This is a genomic window from Halobacillus sp. BAB-2008 (assembly GCF_000328325.1).
GTDB lineage: Bacteria > Bacillota > Bacilli > Bacillales > Halobacillaceae > Halobacillus.
This window is the reverse complement of record NZ_ANPF01000061.1, coordinates 1-19,628: the sequence shown is the minus strand read 5'-3', so window position 1 is coordinate 19,628 and position 19,628 is coordinate 1. Positions and strand designations below refer to the sequence as shown.

Below are 19,628 nucleotides of genomic sequence, written 5' to 3'. Positions count from 1 at the left end.
TCCAAAAAAAAGCTGCCACACATGGTGTGTGGCAGCTTTTGCAGTTAAGCGCGTATTCCAAAGAACCGCTTCACTTTGGCGAATACGCCCTGCGTTTCTTCCAGATTCATCAGGGGAACCGTTTCCCCAAGGATGCGCCGGGCGATATTGCGATAAGCGAGAGAAGCTTTGGAATTCGGCTTCATTGCAACAGGCTCTCCGCTGTTGGAGGCTTTGATGACCGCATCATCATCGATCACGATACCGACAAGATCAATGGACAGGACATTGACGATTTCATCGACGTCCAGCATTTCTCCATTTTTCATCATGTGGTTACGAATCCGGTTAATGATCAATCGGGGTGATTCCATGTCTTCCTGTTCCAACAACCCGATGATTCGGTCGGCGTCACGGACACTCGCTTTTTCCGGAGTCGTTACGACGATCGCTTTATCCGCACCGGCCACAGCGTTCTTGTATCCCTGTTCGATTCCTGCCGGGCAGTCGATGACAACATAGTCATAATCCTGCTTTAATTCATCGACGATCGCTTTGATCCCCTCAGGAGTGACCTCCGATTTGTCGGAGGTCTGCGCTGCAGGCAGCAGATGCAGACAATCGAACCGTTTGTCCGTTATCAACGCCTGTTTTGTTTTGCAACGCTCATTAACAACATCGACAATGTCGTAGATGATACGGTTCTCAAGTCCCATGACAACATCCAAGTTTCTTAGACCAATATCCGTATCCACCAGACAGACCTTCTTATTCTGCAAGGCGAGTGCAGTACCAAGATTAGCTGTCGTCGTTGTCTTTCCGACTCCTCCCTTGCCAGAGGTTATGACTATCGCTTCACCCATCAATCATTCTCCTTTCAAAACTAACGAGATCCGGCCGCCGCTTCAAAACTTCCTGAAGGCGGTCGATCCGAATCTTACCGAGCGCTTCGTCAATGAAGCCGCATTCCATATAGACCCCTTCCGACTCATAATCCGGTGAACGGCTGACCTGATCCGCTATCCGGAGCTGGTTGGGCTGCATATAGGCAGCAGCGATCACCGCGCCCGTATTTCCTTCAAACCCTGCGTGGGCGATTCCTCGCAGCCGCCCCAGGACGAAAATGTTACCTGTCGCATTGATTTGTCCACCAGGGTTAACATCCCCCACCAACAGCAAGTCTCCCCGGACTTCAATGACTTGTCCGGATCTTACCGTTCTTGCCATTGGTGTCATGTCGGTATTTTCTTTCCATTCTAATGCTTCCTGCTTGGTCAAGATGTCCGATTCAATCCGTTCGACTACAAGGTTCTGTTTCTCTCTGACCACTTCAGCCAAAAGTTTTTTCTGCTCCTCATCCAAATACCGCTTCCCTAACTGGATGGTGACACGAATCATTGGCTGGTCTTCGGTAATTCCGTTCATAGAGAGCTTTTCTTTTAATTCAGAGAGAATGGTATCAAACGTACACTGATCATCTAAGCGCAGTGTTAATCCATCTCTCGTCCCTTTTATCATGATTATCTGACCATTCGCCGTCATGGCTTTCACCTCAAACCTTAGACATATCCGACACTTCAAGCATTATTTATTTCTTCTCCCCACGTATAGACACGCTCTTTCAAAAGCGGATACAGAAGGATGAAGAAGATCATATTCGCCGCCAGGGTAGGCAGAAGACGCAGAAGTAGATAATCTCCCCAGCCCATGGATGTGATCTGGACGAAAGAATACACGACGTACAGAATCGTATCGCAAAGAGCTACTCCGACAACTGCCAAAATAGAAGCGGCGAAAAAATTCGCATGCACCAGTTTATTTAATCCGTGGACGATATAAATGACAAGCGTATAAGTAATCATATATACACCGAGCACACCCGTATATACGACGTCCATCAAAAGGCCGAAAACCAGGCCGTACCATACCGCATGATACGTGTCATCCTTGTCATAGAAAATGGTGACAAGAAAAAGGAATATCAGAATCCAGTGAGGTGTCATCAATAAATCCGAATAGACGAGCTTAGCCGGAAGCAGACTCATCGCCATTCCCTGCATCACCAGCAGAAACAAACAAATAAGCGGGATGTAGTAACGGCTCATGATTCCTCTTCCTCACTCTGGCTCTGTGTATTGATCGTCTCTGCCGTACGATCCACGATCATTACGTGACTGATATCGAATAAATCTGCGAAAGGCTCTACGTAGGCTGTTTTCGTAAGGCCGTACTGGTCGTTGACCACCTTCTCCACCGTACCGATGCGCAGATTACTCGGGAACACTCCACCGAGACCAGAGGAAATCACTGTATCGCCTTCCTCCAGCTTCTCATCCATCTTAATCCCCTCCAGCAGCAGCTGTCCGGTTTCATCATCGAAGCCTTCAATAAGGCCGAATGCCTCATCTTCCCCTTCGCGGACGACCCACGCGGAAATCTTATTTGACCGATCGAACCCGCTTAAAAGCTGGACAGTGGAATGGAAAGCTCCTGCAGACTTCACTTTTCCGACCAATCCATCACTCGTCATTACGGCCATATCTTTCTTAATTCCGTCCTCTTCTCCTTTATTGATTGTCATCTGCTCGAACCACCGGTCCGAACTTCTTGCGATGACCGTTGCCTGAATCGGAGAATAATCGCTCAGACTCTCCGTTTTATCCAGGGTTTCCCGGAGGTCGGTAATTTCACTTTCCAGACGCTGGTTCTCCTGGATGACTCCTTTGTACTCATCCAGCCTTGCTTTTAACACCTGGTTTTGTTCGTAGACACCGAACATATCTTTAACGTTCTCGACCGTATTATCAACGAGGCTTACCGGTTTATGGAAGACCGTCTGCACCCACCCAATGGTATCCTGGAGAAATTTCTCCGGCGTACTTAAAGAATCGCGATCACGGATGGAGAATCCGATCAGCGCCACCAGAACGATAAATCCTACTAAAACAATCATCAGTCTTTTTCTACGGAATAACGAAGGCATTGGATATCAACTACTCCATCTTAGCCCGGCTGGCCACGTTCGGCTGAGAACGGAAATGCTGGATGTATTCCAATGATTTACCGGTTCCGATTGCTACGCAATCCAGCGGTTCATCCGCTATGAATACCGGCATGTTCGTTTCTTCACTGATGACTGTATCGATTTGTTTAAGCAGGGCGCCGCCTCCCGTAAGGACAATTCCCCGTTCCATAATATCCGCTGCAAGTTCCGGCGGCGTCTTCTCGAGCGTATTCTTCACCGTTTCGATGATTGCATCGACGGTATCCTTCATGGCAGCAACAACCTCGGCATTCTGGATCGTAATCGTTTTAGGAAGACCAGTCAGAAGATCACGGCCCCGGATATCCATTTCGTCGACTTCTTTGACTTCTCCTGCGCCGCCCAGCTCCATCTTTACTTCTTCCGCCGTACGTTCCCCGATCATGAGGTTGTACTTCTTGCGGACATGCTGGATGATGCTGTCGTCCATTTCATCCCCGGCAACCCGGATCGACTGGCTGGTCACGATTCCACCAAGTGAAATGATCGCCACTTCCGTCGTTCCACCACCGATATCGACGACCATGCTTCCCGTCGGTTCCCAAACAGGGAGTCCGGCACCGATGGCTGCAGCAAACGGCTCAGCAATCGGATAAGCTTCTTTCGCTCCGGCCTGTTTCGTAGCGTCGATAACTGCCCGTTCTTCGACCATCGTTATACCGGACGGGACACAAACCATAATGTTCGGTTTACTGGCAAAAGAAGAGCGCGTCTTTAGAGCCTTCTTAATATAATATTTCATCATTTGAGCTGTCGTATCATAATCAGCAATGACTCCGTCCTTCATTGGACGAATGACATTTATGTAACCGGGAGTCCGACCAATCATGTTCCTTGCATCGTTACCGACCGCTTCGATATCGCCTGTTTGAGCATTTTTTGCTACCACAGACGGCTCCCTCACTATGACGCCTTTGTTCTTCATAAAAACCAGCGTATTAGCGGTTCCTAAATCAATACCTAAATCTTGAGAGAAGCCAAAAATCCCCAATAATATCTTCCTTTCTAAAATCCCGCTTTTTGATCAGGCGGGGTTAAGCAATCCCGAATTTTTCGATTAGAAGAAGCGCCAATTGCGTAGGAATGCTCCTATGAATTGGCGCCTTACGTTTCCATCTATTCAATTATACGAAAAATCAACAAAAATAGATAGTGTTAGAGATAGCCTTTTTCTTTCAAACTAATAAATTTGCGATCCCCTATAACCAAATGATCCAGCAATTCTATTCCGATCATTTTTCCGCATTCTTTCAGTCTTCTTGTCACCTGAATATCTTCCTGTGAAGGGGTGGGATCTCCGGAGGGATGATTGTGGGCACAGATGATGGAGGCGGCGGAGCGCTTGACCGCTTCCTTATAGACTTCCCTCGGGTGCACAATGGAGGCATTCAAACTTCCGATGAAGACTGTTTGTCTGTGGATCACCTGATTCTTCGTGTTCAGAAAAAGGCAGATAAAATGTTCCTGCTTTAAATCTCTCATTTCTTCCATGATAAAGTCTGCCCCGTCTTCAGGACTGCGAATCATGTAACGCTCCACAGGCTTCATTTGATGAAGACGTCTTCCTAATTCAATGGCAGACATCAACATCACCGCTTTTGCCGAACCTATCCCCCGGATCGCTGTCAGCTCCTCGATGGTTGTATCTTTCAGGAGCAGGATCCCTTCGAAATGAACAAGGAGGCGGCCGGCAAGTTCCATAACAGACTCCTGCTTCGTACCGCTCCCGAGCATGATCGCAAGCAGCTCCTGATTAGACAGACGTCCAGCACCGAGCTGCATCAACCTCTCCCTCGGCCTCTCCTCTTTGGGGACATCCTTGATTAAAATACTTGTACGGGTCAATGTCACCGCTCCTTCTTCTCCTCATTCCCCATGAAAGAGAGTCAGGGCCTTCTGATTCCCAGCTGCTCCAATGCACGTACAACCCTTGCTATTGGCAGACCGACGACGTTGTAAAAATCCCCTTCGAGCTTTTCAACAAGCAGCGAGCCTTTCCCCTGAATACCGTATCCGCCCGCTTTATCCAGCCATTCTCCGGTTCGGATATACCATTCCACATCCTCTGGACTCAGCTTCAGGAAAGTGACGCTTGTCGAAATAAAGAAGCTTCTGCATCCATCTTCCCCTCTCAAGCAAACACCGGTGTAAACCTGATGAGTTCCGCCGCTCAGCTGTCTCAGATAACGGCGTGCTTCTTCTTCATTCCGGGGCTTGCCGAGAATCTCTCCCTGATCGGCAACGACCGTATCTGCGGTAAGCAGCACTTCTCCATGCTTCCGCTCTAATGCTTCCCCTTTCTTTTCCGCCAGATAGACGACTGCTTCTTCGGGCCGCATCCCCGGCTCCAACGACTCATCCACCTCAGATGTCCGGATAGAGAAATCATAGCCGGCGAGTTCCAAGAGCTGCTTCCGCCTCGGAGAGCCTGAACCTAATACCAAAGAAGGCACAGCTGTCACAACCTTTCTCCACATGGGGTTATGTATCATTCTACAAAATTTCCTTCCTGCTCCGTGCTTCGTAAACGCGAGGATTTCCCTTTTCCACCGTAAGAAAAAAGAAGTATCCCCTTAAAGAATACCTCTTTCTCTCCACTTGTCAGTGAGCATAACACTTATTCTAATGCACGTGCTACTTTCAACCAATTCACATCCGCGTCGTCCTGGGATTCCCAGCCCTGTAACGCCTCCGTTAAGGGGCTCCCTTTCTCTGAATTATCCAACAAGCCGCTGCGCTCGGACTCTGTCAGCTCGTTCAATGTGTGATTCCGCAGATCGGCTTCTAATTCTTCAGGGACAGGCTTGTCCGTTTGGACGACAAACGGTTTCACATACGTATCCACGCTCTTCTCTGAAAGTTTGGCAGCGATCGCATCGGCATCCGCTTTGGTTGCAGCAGAACCGACGAATAAAAAGAACTGTCCGTCCCGCTCCCAAATGACAGAAGGAACATGGATGGCATTCAATCGGCTCTTCCACTCTTCTGCTTTGCCTTCGGTTGAGAAGGCGCCTGCTTGGACGATGTATGCCTCAAACGTCCCTCCTCCTCCTGATGCAGCATCCGGCTGTTTGTCCCCAGCGACTTCTACGGCCGGACCAGGGCCATTCGCAGCCTGACCGGCTCCTGCTTCCGAGGGACCACTTTCCGTAAGAGACACAAACACCCTTAAAAGGACAAAACCGATGCCGAGACTGACAACCAAAGCAACAAACAGCGTCGCTGCTATATGGCGGACAGGGAAGGAGAAAAGCTTTTTCTTTGCAGGCAGATGATAAACCGTTGTCCTTTCCCCGCTGTTGTCCTCTTCCTCTTTTACTGCGGCCGCCTGTTCCACCTGGGTTCGGACGACTTCCTTCTTCCATTCATTATTCTCATCATTGCGAAAGGAAATGGAGATTTTCTTTTTCGAGTCCATGGATTTGATCACTCCTGCAAGGTTTGTCCCAACCCTACCACAGGAAAAATGAAAAGATAGCTGAAATTTGTCAACCGACCATCGACAAATTTATCACTGGGCTTCCCCGGTTTCATCCAATAATTCAATTTCTTCCATCGCTGCTTCCCCTTCTTCCCCATGCTCTATGGAAAAAGGTATGCTTTTGCCGGAACGTGCTTCGTATTGATAGCGGGGCGCTTCATTAACAAGCTCCTCATAGAGCGGTTGGTAATAACTCTCTATAACCATGGAATAAGACAAAGGACCGCCCGGATCCGGTCTTTCATATTTAATGGCTTCTATCTGGATCACGCGCTTCGACTCGCGCAGGGATTCCAAGAAATCCATCATATCCGGATAGGAAAGAGAAGTAACGTCGACAGAAATCGGATCGTGCGCAGCCCCTCTATGGCTTTGACTGCGGTAATGTCTGACTGGTCTTCTGGTTCTAAAGAGACCGCCTCTTCCTCCACATCCGTTTCAACACCTTCTTCCTCCTCACCCGCTTCCTCTTCTTCTTTCTCTAAGGTTTCCAATTTCGTGATCATGCTGCCGCTCGCTGCTTCCGCTTTTTCCAATTCTAACAAAAGCTGATCGATCAACGGGATGACGGGGAGCTGCTGTTGGATCGTTCTTGAGGAGCGCAGAGACTCTGATTCCAATTTTTCCTTCTTTGATTTCATTGCGTCCAACACAGCTGTCTCTTCCGCTAATAAAGTTGCTGCTGCTTTCGCTTCCGTCTTAGCGGGACTTACGAGGAGACGGTAGCCTGTGACAAGGACGGCAGAAGTAAGCAAACAGCAGACGATGACTAAATAAAGAACCGATCGTGACCATTCGACCTTCACTGCTCATTCCCTCCTTGCTTCCTCACTTCTTCCACATCCAGTTTGATTATGTAGGTCGCTGTGTAACTGCTGTACACTCCGGAAAGCGTGGTTTCCCCTTCCGGTATCACCATTTCGACAAGATCCACTTGCAGAACAAGATCCGTTCGCTTGAGCTCATCCAAATACTGTGCCGCTTCCTGGATTGTATCGAACACAGCTTCTATCTGGATTTCTGAAGAACCTTCCATGGTGAACGACTGGAATGTCCCACGCTCTGGAAGGGCGGCCGACAACTCTTGCAGAACAAGTATGGCCGGTACAACGGCCTCGTTGAGCTGTTGAAGAGATTTTTGCAGCTGTTCCCGTTCCTGTCCTTCCCCGTCTAAAAAATCTTGAAAGGGCTGCTGCTCTTCCTGAGTGGACGTACTTTTTCCTGCCAACGCATCCGCTTCCTCCATCAGCTTGTTTTTTTGAATAAAGAAAGCACCCAAAACAACACTGATCAGGAGGAATGTGCTGATGCAGACCATCCACGGAAGCATGTTACGCCGTTCTTTTTCCTCCAACAGGTTAATGTTTATCGACATTCAATCCCTCTCCCGCTTTACTGTCTCCATGACAAACCGAGTACATCCGCTTCCACGCCCGGGTACGCTTCATCGCCGCACCAGCGCTCTGCTTTCACATTCCGCTCTGTCAATAAATCCACAGCGCGATCCTTATCCGGCCAATCTCCCGTGATCATGACTTTTGTTACGCCGGCCTCATCATTCATGACGGAATAACGATAAAACGCCATCACTCTCTCTATTTCATTGACCTGATCCATCGTGTACCTGGAGGGCTCCGCAGGATCATCCCCGGACCACGTATAACACCCGTCCGTCCGCTTCCATTGTTCGAAAGACAGGGGACAGGTGGTATGGTTATGTACGACTGGTGCACCATCGCGAAAGACGGTCAGCACACAGCCGTCGATATTCCAATCCGCCAGAAGGAGATGTTCCCCTTCTTCATTGGACATCGATTGAAGGTAGGCGCGGTGAATCGCCAGTGCGCTGATATCCGCCACCACCGGTTTTAAACCGGTCCGTTCGAATAAACGGCTCATCTCTTCCATCTGAATTTCTGGGTAGGCGAAGATGACTATTGTCTTTTTCCCATCCTCTTCTTCTCTAATCATAGCGAAATCGAAGCTCGGGTTATCAAAGGGCAGGTGCAGCGTGTCCCCGACCTGCATATATAAATAGCCTTTTATTTCTTCTTCTTTTACTTCTGCCGGGATATCCAACATACGGATCACGACAGAATGATCCGGCACAGTGAAGTAGAGCTGTTTCTTCTTCCATTCTCTCTCCTCCACCAAACTTCCCACGATCCGGAAGAGCTCTTCCGGATCCTGCAGCCTTCCATCAGCCCATACCCCTTTAGGAATGGGAATTTCCCCGGCTTCCACTAGATCCTCTTTTCCTCCTGCCGACTTACTATGAAGAAAACGGATGACGTGGGTTTTAATAATAAAATGAATCCGTCCGGACTGTTTTATTAGTGAGAACATACATAACGACTCCTATCCTTACAACATTTTGAAATAAGCATCCATCATCTGCTGCCCGTAAAAGTAGACAATCAAAGCCGCAGCCATGATCGAAGGCCCGAATGGAACCGGCTGTTTCCGGTTAACGACGCCGATCCCTATGAGGGAGAGGCTTACGACGGTTCCGATCAAGGAAGCAAGAAAAAGCGTCAAAACCATCGCTTTCATACCGAGAAAAAGACCTAAAACACCGAGAAGCTTCATGTCTCCCGCCCCCATGCCGCCCTTGCTGACTACAATAATGACGAACACAATACCGCTTCCCGTCAAAGCACCAAGAAGCGAGTCATACCAGGGATCGAGCGGAAAGGCGATTCGATACAGGAAGAAGACACCTGTAAAGAAGAGCAGCAGACGGTTCGGGATAAGCATATATTTGAAATCCCCGATGCTGACAATAACAGCAAGCGAAATCAACAAGAGAGCACCTGTGAATTCAACCGTTAATCCATAGTGAACATAGGCAATAAAAAACAACGCTCCCGTTATAAGCTCGACTGCGGGATAAAGGAAGGAAACAGGACGGCCGCAGTGCCTGCATCTGCCCTTAGCGATTACGTAGGATAAGACAGGGATCAAATCCCGGGGTTCGAGCTGCGTGCCGCAATCGGGGCAGGCGGAGCGTCCTTGTACGAAGGGAATGTGTTTGGGGAGGCGGATTCCGACGACGTTGTAAAACGAGCCGAGAATCGTACCGGTTAAGAATATATAGAGGGGTAGAATGACATGCATGGTTTGGTCTCCTCGATTAATATAATTAAGGAGGGTCCCGAATTTAGGGACCCTTAACATTAAATTTTAAAATTATTCGTTAGATAAGTCAGATTTTGTTTTACCTTCTACATATTTGTCCAAGGTAACCTCGAATACACCATCTGAATTTTTCTCAACTTTAGTCGTTACGTATGGCTTTCCTGTAACAGGATCTTGAGGGACAGAATCTAAATAACCGGCCTCATACAATTTACTTGCATCCGTTGGAAATGTAAACTCTCCATTCACTTCCGCAATACGAGAAGCCTCCAAAAGCGCAAGGGCATTCGAGTCATGTGCATCGTCCTTCGTATCAGCCAGCAGATTCCCAATAGCCGGTACGGCAATCAGTGCAATAATTCCTAAAATGACGATGACGGCCAGCAGTTCAATTAACGTGAAACCTTTCTCATTCTTCAACAAACGTTTCCACTTTTTCATCTTCTCTCTCCTTCAAATGATAGTAAGGTAGTTACTAATACAAGATAGTTCTTTTTTCATTAGCAAAATGACCTATGTTCATTATAAAGGATAAAAGGATTTACGACTAGCACTTTTTTACCGATCCAACATACTCAGCGAATGTTCTCGAACGCGGAGAACATCGGGATGGCGATTGATGCGACGATACTTCCTACCACAATGGATAAAAACAGAATCATCACAGGTTCAATCAGCGTCTTCAATCGTTCTGTCGCGTATTCCAGTTCCGAGTCGTAGAACTCTGCTACTTTGGCGAGCATATAGTCAAGCGACCCCGTTTCCTCCCCGATGGCGATCATTTGAGCAACGAGAGGCGGAAACACAGGAGACTCCTTCAAGGGACGGGACAAGGTTTCCCCCTGCTCCAGAGATTGGAAGCTGTCCTCGATCGCCTTTTCAATGACTTTATTTTCCACAACCTTCCGGGTAATCTCGAGCGACTTCAGGATGGGAACGGAACTGTTCATCAAAGAACTGAGGGTGCTCGTCATCCGCACGAGAGCAGCCTTTTTTAGTAACGGACCGAAAACCGGCACGCGAAGTTTCCACGCGTCTAATGTATAGCTTACTTTCGGGCTTCGCCGGATAAGTGCCTGATAAAGAACGACGGCAAGTGCAGGGACAAGGATCAAGATATACCAAAATCTCTCCACCATTCCACTTGCTTGAAGTGTAAACTTCGTCATGGCAGGGAGATCTCCACCAATACTTAAAAACATATCCGCAAACCGTGGAACGACGAATGTCAGCAGAAAGAGGATGATCAAGAAGGAAACACCACCGACGATGGAAGGATATAACAAGGCGGAAATGATTTTCTGGCGTGTATCGAACTGCTTCTCATAGTAAACAGCCAATCTCTCCAAAATCTCCTCCAGGTTTCCACCCGCTTCTCCCGCACGGATCAATTGGACGAACAAGTTCGGAAATACTTTTGGATGAAGAGCAGAAGCTTCCGAGAAGGCCCTTCCACTCTCCAAATGACCTGAAACGTCCCGAAGCGCCTCTCCAAGCTTCCGGCTGTTCGTTTGCTGGGCCAGTATTCTCGTCGATTCCAAAAGGGAGATCCCTGCTTTGATCAAAGTGGCGAACTGCCGGAGGAAAATCACGAAGTCTTTCTGCTTCACAGCCCTCCCTATATGGATGTCGTAAAGCAGTGGGTTGGTGGATGCCTTGATGTCTTTGATGACGACCCCGTCCGTTTTCAATCTCGACACCGCTTCGTTTTTTGTTTCTGCTCGTATTTTCCCTCTGATTTTCCCGGCGATCGTTCGGCCTTCATACGAATAGTAGGGCATGAATTAAACGCCCCCTTCTTTCAGGAATGGAGCCGCATCCCTCTCATCAATCACTTTCTTACCAAGAAGCTCCAAAATAGACATTTCCAGCGTCTGCATCCGGTTCGCTCTGGACGTCTGCAGTACATTCTTAATTTGATGAATCTTTGCGTTTCTAATTAAATTCTTAACGGCAGGTGTATTGATCAACACTTCTGCGGCTGCACGGCGCCCTTTCCTGTCCATTGTTTGGAACAGCCGCTGCGAAACGATTGCCTGCAGGACGTTCGCAAGCTGGACCCTTACCTGCCCCTGCTGTGCCGGTGGAAAAACATCGATGATCCTGTCAATCGTATCCGGTGCGTTTGTAGTATGCAGCGTACCCAAAACGAGGTGACCGGTTTCTGCTGCGGTCAGAGCTGTCGAAATGGTTTCGTAATCCCGGAGTTCCCCAACTAAGATGACGTCCGGATCCTGCCTTAAACACGCGCGGAGACCATTCGCGAAATTTCGTGTATCGAAACCAATTTCCCGCTGATCAACGATCGAGTTCTTGTGATTATGCGTGTACTCGATCGGATCCTCCAGTGTAATGATATGCTTTTTACCGGTTTGATTAATATGGTCGACCATCGATGCAAGTGTGGTCGACTTCCCCGACCCGGTCGGCCCGGTCACGAGCACGAGCCCCTGAGGAAACATGCTGATATCTTTCAACACGTCGGGCATGTGCAGTTCGCTGATGGTCGGAATGTTACGGGGCACGATTCGGACGGCAAGGGACAGACAATTGCGCTGATAGAAAATATTGATCCGGAACCGGGACACACCGGCAATGCCGTAAGAAACGTCCACTTCTCTCACTTTCCTCAACTGCTCCAAAAGAACGTCGGACAGGATCGCTTCTGCCATCGCTTCTGTATCTTCCGGCCTCACCTTCTCTTCTCCGAACCGCTGCAGTTCTCCATGGATCCGGAAAATCGGAGGGACTCCCACCGTCATGTGAATATCAGATGCACCATAGCTGTTCGCAAGTGTCAATAACTCATCCAATTGTTCCTTCATTTCCCATCCCTCCCTCCATATGCTTTTGCGACTCGGAGGACCTCTTCCAGTGTCGTCAACCCCTGCTGCGCCTTCAAAAGTCCGTCATCCAAAAGAAACATCATGCCTGCGTCCCTCACATAGCGCTGAACATCCTCCATACTCTTGTGCTGCATCATTAAACTTCGAATTTCATCATCAATGACAAGCACCTCCTGGATGGCCATCCGCCCTCTGTAGCCGGAATTCTGGCAACTGTTACAGCCGGCGCCTTTGTATATTTGATCCACCTGAATCCCGCGTTTCCGAAAATGATTTCTCTCCATCTCACTTGGCGTATACGCCTGTCTGCAATCCCGGCATATCCTTCTTACAAGCCTTTGAGCCACAACCCCTGATAAAGAGGATACGACTAAATACGGTTCGATTCCCATATCAAACAGGCGGGGAATGGCCGATATGGAGCTGTTCGTATGAAGCGTGCTAAGAACGAGATGACCGGTTAACGATGCGCGCACGGCAATTTCTGCTGTTTCGGAATCGCGGATCTCTCCGACCATGACGATGTTCGGATCCTGGCGAAGAATCGAACGCAGGCCTTCCGAAAACGTCAACCCGACCTTGGTATGGACCTGCACCTGATTGAGCCCCTCAATCTGGTACTCTACCGGATCTTCCACCGTTATAATATTGACATTCTCCGTATTAAGACGGTTTAAAGAAGCATAGAGTGTAGAGGATTTTCCAGAACCAGTAGGGCCGGTGATCAACAGCAGACCCGAGGGTTGTTGAATTAAGTCGAGGTACTTATCTCTATTGACGGGATGGAAACCGAGTTCATCGATTCCGCCGAGCGTATTCGCCAAATCCAAAATTCGAATGACGACCTTCTCCCCAAACACTGTCGGGAGAATCGAGATTCGCAAATCTACCGTTCCGTGGTCGACCTTCGTCTTGATCCGTCCGTCCTGGGGCAGACGTGTTTCTGTAATATTCATGTCCGCCATGATTTTCACACGGGCAGTCAAACTGTTTTGATGACTTTTCGGCAGCGTACGCTCCGTCCTCAATACGCCGTCAATCCGGTACCGGATCAACACCTTTGATTCCTGTGGATCGATATGTATATCGCTCGCTTTCATCTGCACTCCTGCCTGGAGCAGCTGATCCACCAGTCGGATGGCAGGAGCTTCCCCGTCCTTTTCTTCCTCAAGGTCGGAATCGCTCAAATTATAATGACGGTTCACCGCCTGAATGATTTCATACTTCGTGGCAATGACCGGCGAAATCTGAAACCCTGTCGATATTTTCATGTCATCGATGGAGTAGTAGTCCATGGGATCCGCCATTGCAACCGTTAATTCTCTACCCTTACGCTGAATGGGAACAAGCAGATTACGAAGGGCGAAGTCCTTATCCACGATAGAGATAACTTGGGAATCAACAGGAAAGTGAAAAAGGGAAACCTCGGAATGCCCAGTTGGAATTCCAATACTTCGATCAACTGTTGTTCCGTCACATACCCTTTCTCCACCAATACGTCTCCGAGCTTTTGGTCTGCTTGCTTTTCTTTCAGGGCTTCTTCTATTTGAGCTTCCTCAATGACACCTGCTTCTTTCAACAGATCACCAAGCCGCTTCCTTCTTGTCATCTTATCCTCCCACCTTCACTTTACGTTCCATCATTTCTTCTCCCACTCCTGCACATTTTCCCACACATCCACTTCTCCTGGTCCGACAGGATTGGAAGCTTTCGTACCATCCAGGGACGGGTGCTTCACGACTTCGGAATCCACTTGTGCTTCCTCTTCCAACTCGTTCAGCACGACAAAACTGGAATGCACCTCCACCCCAGGGACAGGAGGATAATAATCTTCCGTTAAGAGCTCCTCATCACCGTTAAGGGACGCACGGTCTTCCCGCCATATCTCTGCGCTTTCCCCGTCCTGTCCCTGCTGCACCACTTCCACCTGCCCGGGTTCCAACAAGGTGGAATACTCGACAATCGCTTTCGGCGGTACGGTGCCTGCCGATCGGACATAAATCTGATAATCTGAGCCTGTCGGGTAGCCGGTCCAGGACACCTCGAATCCAGAAGACGTCTCCTCCCAGTTCAATATGTAGTCATGAGAATAAGGGTTATACAGCTTCAGGTCCTGCTTGTCCTTTAGATTCACACCTGCCTCCATGCCAATTTCAGCAAATGCCGGTCTCCTTTGGCTGATGTGTCTTTCCTCCACATCAAACCCAGCTTTCAGACTCGCACCGTAGATGGCTGTTGCCGCCATATTCAGCGCTTGTTCATCATATACACCTTCCTCAAACAACAAATCAAGCATGGAGAATGTCTCCCCATTTTCCATTTCTGCATGATCGAACAGCTTTCTCATTCGCTCCATATCCACCTCTGCCGGTACGTTCATCGTCTGGCTTCCAATCGATTCATAGAGTTCTTCATTCTCCTGATCAAGAAAATGATAGGCGTCGTATTCCAAAGAATCTTCCGGGAGGGAAGCAGCATCCTCTTTTACAACGTCACGCAGCATCTTTTCTGAGAGTGAATCTCTTAATTCGCTGTCCATCTCTTCTTCCAATGGATCAAAAAAACGGTCGGAGAGTACAACGATCAGACCGTTATCAGACCCTTGGACCGCATCCTCCAACGTTTCCTTCACATCAAACGTCACTTCTTCCGTATCCAGAATAATACGTTTTCCTGATGCTGATAACGTAACGGCTGTTTCATCCCGCCATTCCTCTATGTTGTCTGCTAAGATTTTTTCCGCTTCTTTCCTGTTCTTGCCGGCCAGAGATATAGAAGCGACCGTCGTATTTTCCGCGTAGTTGCCTCCCCCGGTTACAAAAGTGAAAGCCTTTGCCGCCTCCTGGGTATTGAGGAAGAGCAGAAATATACCGATCGTTAAAACAAGCACCAGTTTCCAAGCGGTTCTCTTATGCACCATATCTATTCAACGCTCCTTGTCAGCCACTTATCAAATGAATCTTTTTTACCACCAAATTATATCTCATAAACCGACATTTGTCGCACTGTAACCTTAACAAATAAGCATAAAGCATCACAAAAACCAAAAAAACTGGACTCCCTCATAGAGGAAGCCCAGACGTTTTCAGTCACTTCTTCATTTTTGATTTAAAGTATGCTCTAACGTCCGAGATAAAGTATAAGGACCCCGTTATTAACAACACACTCTTATCATCCAACTGCTGCTCGGCGAGCCTCAACGCTTCCTGTAAGTTTTCCGCAGGAAGCGTCGGTTTAATTGGGGAGAGAGAAGCAAGGTCTTCTTCCTGCAAGGCTCTCGGAAAGTCAAAGCTGGTCACGACTGCGAAATCGACTACTTCTTTCAATTGATTCATCATCTTTATAACCGGCTTGTCTTCCAAAGCTGCATAAACGAGAACAACCGACCGTCCCCTGTAATGTTCTTTCACTGTATCCACGAGAGCCTTGGTCCCTTCTTCGTTATGAGCCCCGTCAATAATAGTAAGCGGCTGATTCCGGACCGTTTCGAAGCGTGCCGGCCATGTCGTTCGTTCCAATCCGCTCCTATAATGCCTGCGGTCGATGGCATCTCCCGCCTGCTTTAAACTCTCCATTGTCTGGAGGGCGACCGATGCGTTCTCCACCTGATGATGCCCTTTCATTCTACTGAGAAGAAGTTCCGATTCATACGCACCCGACCGGAATATAAAGGTTTCCCCTTCCGGTGTACTTGCCTCATGTGTGACGTGAAAATGCGTAGTTAAAGAGAATAACGGTGCTTTTTGACTCGTTGCTTCTTCAAGGATGACTTCCATTGCCTCGGGCTGTTTAACTGCTGTCACGACCGGGACCTTCTGCTTGATGATCCCCGCCTTTTCACCGGCTATCTCCCTTACTGTCGAACCGAGGATATTCATATGGTCATGTCCGATATTTGTGATGACAGAAACGATGGGATGAAGAATATTCGTCGAATCATACCGTCCACCAAGTCCCGTTTCCACGACGGCATAATCGATCGGCTGTTCGTCAAAGTAGATCATCGCCATGGCAGTTATGATCTCAAACTCTGTCGGTTCTCCTAAAGGGGTTTTCTTCAAAGACTCAGCAAGCGGACGTATCCGACCCACAAGGCGTGCAATCACCGCATCAGAAACCGGCTCCCCGTTCAGGCTGATACGCTCATTGAATCTTTCGATATAAGGAGAAGTGAAGGTTCCCACCGTGTATCCTTGTGCTTGGAGGAGATTCCTCAGAAAGGAAACGGTCGAGCCTTTGCCGTTTGTACCGGCGACGTGAATCGCTTTAAAGCCCTTCTCCGGATGGCCGAGGCGTTCCATCATCCAATCCATGCGCTTCAAACCCGGCTTCACTTTGAACTTCTCTCTCGAATGTATCCAATCCAAAGCTTCTTGATAATTCATAGCTGTCTTCCCTACCTTCAAAAAGGGGAGCGTATTCCTAAAGAATACACTCCCTTTCCATTGTTTATGCTTTCAATTCCTTAATTCTCGCTTCGACTTTTGTACGTTTATCCAAATAGTCGGTTTCTTTCTTCCGTTCTTCTTCGACAACCTGTTCCGGCGCTTTTTTGACAAAACCTTCATTGGACAATTTCTTCTGGACGCGGGTGACTTCCTGATCCCACTTCTTCCATTCATTCTCCAAACGCTTAATCTCGTCCTCGATATTGATTAAACCTGCAAGCGGCAGATAAAGTTCCGCTCCGGTAACAACCGCTGACATGGCTTTTTCAGGTGCCTGAAGATCTGTCGAAATTTCAAGCTCGCTTGGATTACAGAAACGTTCCAGGTAGGCACGGTTCTTCTCAAGCTCATCAACGACAGCTTGATCTTTCGCCTGAATCATCAACTGAATTTCTTTAGACATCGGCGTATCCACTTCGGAGCGGATATTCCGCACGGATCGGATAATAGAAACGAGACGCTCCATTTCCGCCACTGCTTCTTCGTTATGGAAGTCATCCCGGACTACCGGCCAGGACGCCTGCGTGATGGACTCTCCTTGGTGCGGAAGATGCTGCCAAATTTCCTCTGTAATGAAAGGCATGAACGGATGAAGCATACGCATCGTCTGATCAAGCGTGTAAGCCAGGATCGAACGGGTCGTATGAATTCTCGCCTCGTCTTCTCCGTATAACGGCAGCTTCGCCATTTCAATGTACCAGTCACAGAAGTCATCCCAGATGAAGTTATACAGGTGACGTCCTGCTTCCCCGAACTCATACTTATCGATGTTCGTCGTCACCTGCTCAATCGTCTGATTCAAACGAGTCAGAATCCACTGATCGGCAACGGATTTCTTCCCGGACAAATCAATGTCCTCAAACGTTAAATCTCCCATATTCATGAGCGCAAAGCGGGAGGCGTTCCAAATCTTGTTGGCGAAGTTCCACGTTGATTCCACCTTCTCCCAGTGGAAGCGCAGATCCTGCCCCGGAGAAGAGCCGGTAGATAGGAAGTAACGCAGCGAATCCGCGCCATACTTCTCAATGACATCCATCGGATCGACACCGTTTCCGAGGGACTTACTCATTTTCCGTCCATCAGCATCACGGACAAGACCGTGGATAAGAACGTCGTCAAACGGACGCTTCCCTGTGAATTCAAGCGACTGGAAGATCATCCGGCTTACCCAGAATCCGATGATGTCATAACCTGTAACAAGAACGTTCGTCGGGAAGTAGCGCTTATAATCTTCACTGTCCTCATCCGGCCAGCCCATTGTGGAAAACGGCCACAGAGCGGAAGAGAACCATGTATCGAGGACATCTTCTTCCTGCTTCCAATTTTCCTCATCTGCCGGTGCTTCTTTGCCGACATACACTTCCCCGGTTTCTTTATGGTACCAGGCTGGAATGCGGTGTCCCCACCACAATTGACGGGAAATACACCAGTCACGCGTATTTTCCATCCAGTGCAGGTACGGCTTCTCGAATCGTTCCGGCACGAATGCTACTCGATCGTCTCCTTTTTGAAGATCGACGGACGCTTCTGCGAGAGGCTTCATGTCAACGAACCACTGGGTGGAAAGATACGGTTCAACTACTGCTCCGCTCCGTTCCGAATGGCCGACAGAATGCATGTGCTCTTCAATCTCGAAGAGAACGCCGGATTCCTGAAGGTCCTTGACAATCTGCTTCCGGCACTCGAAACGATCCATCCCTTGATACTTACCGGCGTTGTCATTCATTGTTCCGTCTTCATTCATGACAAGAATGCGTTCAAGGTTATGGCGGTTGCCGATTTCAAAATCATTTGGATCGTGGGCCGGTGTGATTTTCACCGCTCCTGATCCGAATTCCATATCGACATAATCGTCTCCGACAATTTCAATTTCCCTTCCAACGATAGGAAGGATCGCTTTTTTGCCGATCAAATGTTTGTAACGATCATCTTCCGGATGAACGGCAATGGCTGTGTCTCCAAGCATGGTTTCCGGGCGTGTCGTTGCGATTTCAATCGAACCTTCTTCGCCCTTCAGCGGATAACGCATATGATAGAACGCGCCCTGGACATCTTTATATTCCACTTCAATATCGGAAAGAGCTGTCTGTGTCGCAGGGTCCCAGTTGATGATGTACTCCCCGCGGTAAATGAGACCTTTCTCATAAAGCTTGACGAATACTTCCTTAACCGCTTTTGAAAGACCTTCATCCAAAGTGAAACGCTCTCTTGAATAGTCCAAACCGAGGCCGAGTTTCTCCCACTGGGCGCGAATGAATTTTGCATATTCATGCTTCCACTCCCAGGACTTTTCCAGGAACTTCTCCCGTCCTAAATCATGACGATTGATTCCTTCTTCCCGAAGTTTGGCATCGACTTTCGCCTGTGTCGCAATGCCCGCGTGATCCATTCCCGGCAGCCAAAGGACGTCATATCCCTGCATCCGCTTCACACGGCTTAAAATATCCTGCAATGTCGTATCCCACGCATGGCCAAGGTGCAGTTTCCCTGTGACGTTCGGCGGCGGGATGACAATAGTATAAGGCTCCTTCTCTTTATCTCCTGTTGCTTCAAAAAACTTGCCGTCCACCCAGTACTGATACCGGTCTTTTTCAATTGCTGCCGGATCGTACTTTGTCGGCATCGAAAGATCTTGTTGATCCATTCCGATCTTCCTCCTTCTATTCTCTTTGTATAAAATAAAAACCCCTCCG

General features: G+C 48.5%; 19 protein-coding genes and 1 pseudogene. All 20 read right to left on the bottom strand.

Features of this window, described 5'->3' with window-relative positions; all coding sequences use genetic code 11:
* Nucleotides 1–44 precede the first annotated feature (44 nt).
* Entirely contained in the window at nt 45–842 is a 798-nt protein-coding gene (gene minD / locus D479_RS13355) for a septum site-determining protein MinD (RefSeq protein ID WP_008637934.1), read from the bottom strand.
* Nucleotides 835–1,521 (bottom strand): septum site-determining protein MinC, encoded by a 687-nt coding sequence (gene minC / locus D479_RS13350; RefSeq protein WP_008637933.1) that lies wholly within the window; start codon nt 1,519–1,521, stop codon nt 835–837. Before minC ends, minD begins: the two co-directional genes overlap by 8 nt.
* 35 nt (nt 1,522–1,556) lie before the next feature.
* A complete protein-coding gene (gene mreD, locus D479_RS13345) occupies nt 1,557–2,084 on the bottom strand; it encodes a rod shape-determining protein MreD (protein ID WP_008637932.1) in 528 nt (175 codons plus the stop codon).
* A complete protein-coding gene (gene mreC, locus D479_RS13340) occupies nt 2,081–2,962 on the bottom strand; it encodes a rod shape-determining protein MreC (RefSeq protein WP_008637931.1) in 882 nt (293 codons plus the stop codon). The genes mreD and mreC overlap by 4 nt, the downstream gene beginning before the upstream one ends.
* A 10-nt stretch (nt 2,963–2,972) precedes the next feature.
* Complete coding sequence (locus D479_RS13335) at nt 2,973–4,013, bottom strand: rod shape-determining protein (RefSeq protein WP_008637929.1); 1,041 nt, start codon at nt 4,011–4,013, stop codon at nt 2,973–2,975.
* A gap of 164 nt (nt 4,014–4,177) precedes the next feature.
* Nucleotides 4,178–4,867 carry a DNA repair protein RadC gene (gene radC, locus D479_RS13330; protein WP_039871499.1) on the bottom strand — a complete coding sequence of 230 codons (690 nt, stop codon included), beginning with the start codon at nt 4,865–4,867 and terminating at the stop codon, nt 4,178–4,180.
* A gap of 41 nt (nt 4,868–4,908) precedes the next feature.
* Complete coding sequence (locus D479_RS13325; protein WP_152413391.1) at nt 4,909–5,475, bottom strand: Maf family protein; 567 nt, start codon at nt 5,473–5,475, stop codon at nt 4,909–4,911.
* Nucleotides 5,476–5,639: 164 nt separating this feature from the next.
* The gene (locus tag D479_RS13320) at nt 5,640–6,440 is read right to left on the bottom strand and encodes an SPOR domain-containing protein (protein ID WP_008637921.1); all 801 of its coding nucleotides are present in this window, start codon (nt 6,438–6,440) and stop codon (nt 5,640–5,642) included.
* A gap of 93 nt (nt 6,441–6,533) precedes the next feature.
* On the bottom strand, nt 6,534–6,800 hold the full coding sequence (locus D479_RS13315; RefSeq protein WP_152413390.1) for a hypothetical protein: 267 nt from the start codon (nt 6,798–6,800) through the stop codon (nt 6,534–6,536).
* Between the two features lie 8 nt (nt 6,801–6,808).
* Nucleotides 6,809–7,309, bottom strand: coding sequence for a hypothetical protein (locus D479_RS13310; RefSeq protein ID WP_008637919.1), 501 nt, complete (start codon nt 7,307–7,309; stop codon nt 6,809–6,811).
* Nucleotides 7,306–7,878, bottom strand: coding sequence for a PilN domain-containing protein (locus D479_RS13305; RefSeq protein WP_008637918.1), 573 nt, complete (start codon nt 7,876–7,878; stop codon nt 7,306–7,308). Before D479_RS13305 ends, D479_RS13310 begins: the two co-directional genes overlap by 4 nt.
* A gap of 17 nt (nt 7,879–7,895) precedes the next feature.
* On the bottom strand, nt 7,896–8,849 hold the full coding sequence (gene pilM, locus D479_RS13300) for a pilus assembly protein PilM (RefSeq protein WP_008637917.1): 954 nt from the start codon (nt 8,847–8,849) through the stop codon (nt 7,896–7,898).
* An 18-nt stretch (nt 8,850–8,867) separates the two neighbouring features.
* Nucleotides 8,868–9,620, bottom strand: coding sequence for an A24 family peptidase (locus D479_RS13295; RefSeq protein WP_008637916.1), 753 nt, complete (start codon nt 9,618–9,620; stop codon nt 8,868–8,870).
* A gap of 72 nt (nt 9,621–9,692) precedes the next feature.
* Nucleotides 9,693–10,082, bottom strand: coding sequence for a type II secretion system protein (locus tag D479_RS13290; protein ID WP_008637915.1), 390 nt, complete (start codon nt 10,080–10,082; stop codon nt 9,693–9,695).
* Between the two features lie 134 nt (nt 10,083–10,216).
* Nucleotides 10,217–11,422, bottom strand: a complete 1,206-nt coding sequence (locus tag D479_RS13285) for a type II secretion system F family protein (protein ID WP_008637914.1) — start codon at nt 11,420–11,422, stop codon at nt 10,217–10,219.
* 3 nt (nt 11,423–11,425) lie between these two features.
* Entirely contained in the window at nt 11,426–12,466 is a 1,041-nt protein-coding gene (locus tag D479_RS13280; RefSeq protein ID WP_008637913.1) for a type IV pilus twitching motility protein PilT, read from the bottom strand.
* Nucleotides 12,463–14,096, bottom strand: a pseudogene (locus D479_RS13275) (ATPase, T2SS/T4P/T4SS family). Before D479_RS13275 ends, D479_RS13280 begins: the two are co-directional and overlap by 4 nt.
* A gap of 30 nt (nt 14,097–14,126) precedes the next feature.
* Nucleotides 14,127–15,407: a VanW family protein gene (locus D479_RS13270; RefSeq protein ID WP_008637901.1), complete on the bottom strand. Its 1,281-nt coding sequence runs from the start codon at nt 15,405–15,407 to the stop codon at nt 14,127–14,129.
* A gap of 169 nt (nt 15,408–15,576) precedes the next feature.
* The gene (locus D479_RS13265) at nt 15,577–16,872 is read right to left on the bottom strand and encodes a folylpolyglutamate synthase/dihydrofolate synthase family protein (RefSeq protein ID WP_008637900.1); all 1,296 of its coding nucleotides are present in this window, start codon (nt 16,870–16,872) and stop codon (nt 15,577–15,579) included.
* Nucleotides 16,873–16,936: 64 nt separating this feature from the next.
* The gene (locus D479_RS13260; RefSeq protein WP_008637899.1) at nt 16,937–19,579 is read right to left on the bottom strand and encodes a valine--tRNA ligase; all 2,643 of its coding nucleotides are present in this window, start codon (nt 19,577–19,579) and stop codon (nt 16,937–16,939) included.
* Between the last annotated feature and the right edge of the window lie 49 nt (nt 19,580–19,628).

Bases quoted from the DNA above. Each gene is read 5' to 3' on its own strand.
- minD (WP_008637934.1), bottom strand. From the start codon at position 842: ATGGGTGAAGCGATAGTCATAACCTCTGGCAAGGGAGGAGTCGGAAAG.
- minC (WP_008637933.1), bottom strand. From the start codon at position 1,521: ATGACGGCGAATGGTCAGATAATCATGATAAAAGGGACGAGAGATGGA.
- mreD (WP_008637932.1), bottom strand. From the start codon at position 2,084: ATGAGCCGTTACTACATCCCGCTTATTTGTTTGTTTCTGCTGGTGATG.
- mreC (WP_008637931.1), bottom strand. From the start codon at position 2,962: ATGCCTTCGTTATTCCGTAGAAAAAGACTGATGATTGTTTTAGTAGGA.
- D479_RS13320 (WP_008637921.1), bottom strand. From the start codon at position 6,440: ATGGACTCGAAAAAGAAAATCTCCATTTCCTTTCGCAATGATGAGAAT.
- D479_RS13305 (WP_008637918.1), bottom strand. From the start codon at position 7,878: ATGTCGATAAACATTAACCTGTTGGAGGAAAAAGAACGGCGTAACATG.
- pilM (WP_008637917.1), bottom strand. From the start codon at position 8,849: ATGTTCTCACTAATAAAACAGTCCGGACGGATTCATTTTATTATTAAA.
- D479_RS13295 (WP_008637916.1), bottom strand. From the start codon at position 9,620: ATGCATGTCATTCTACCCCTCTATATATTCTTAACCGGTACGATTCTC.
- D479_RS13290 (WP_008637915.1), bottom strand. From the start codon at position 10,082: ATGAAAAAGTGGAAACGTTTGTTGAAGAATGAGAAAGGTTTCACGTTA.
- D479_RS13285 (WP_008637914.1), bottom strand. From the start codon at position 11,422: ATGCCCTACTATTCGTATGAAGGCCGAACGATCGCCGGGAAAATCAGA.
- D479_RS13280 (WP_008637913.1), bottom strand. From the start codon at position 12,466: ATGAAGGAACAATTGGATGAGTTATTGACACTTGCGAACAGCTATGGT.
- D479_RS13270 (WP_008637901.1), bottom strand. From the start codon at position 15,407: ATGGTGCATAAGAGAACCGCTTGGAAACTGGTGCTTGTTTTAACGATC.
- D479_RS13265 (WP_008637900.1), bottom strand. From the start codon at position 16,872: ATGAATTATCAAGAAGCTTTGGATTGGATACATTCGAGAGAGAAGTTC.
- D479_RS13260 (WP_008637899.1), bottom strand. From the start codon at position 19,579: ATGGATCAACAAGATCTTTCGATGCCGACAAAGTACGATCCGGCAGCA.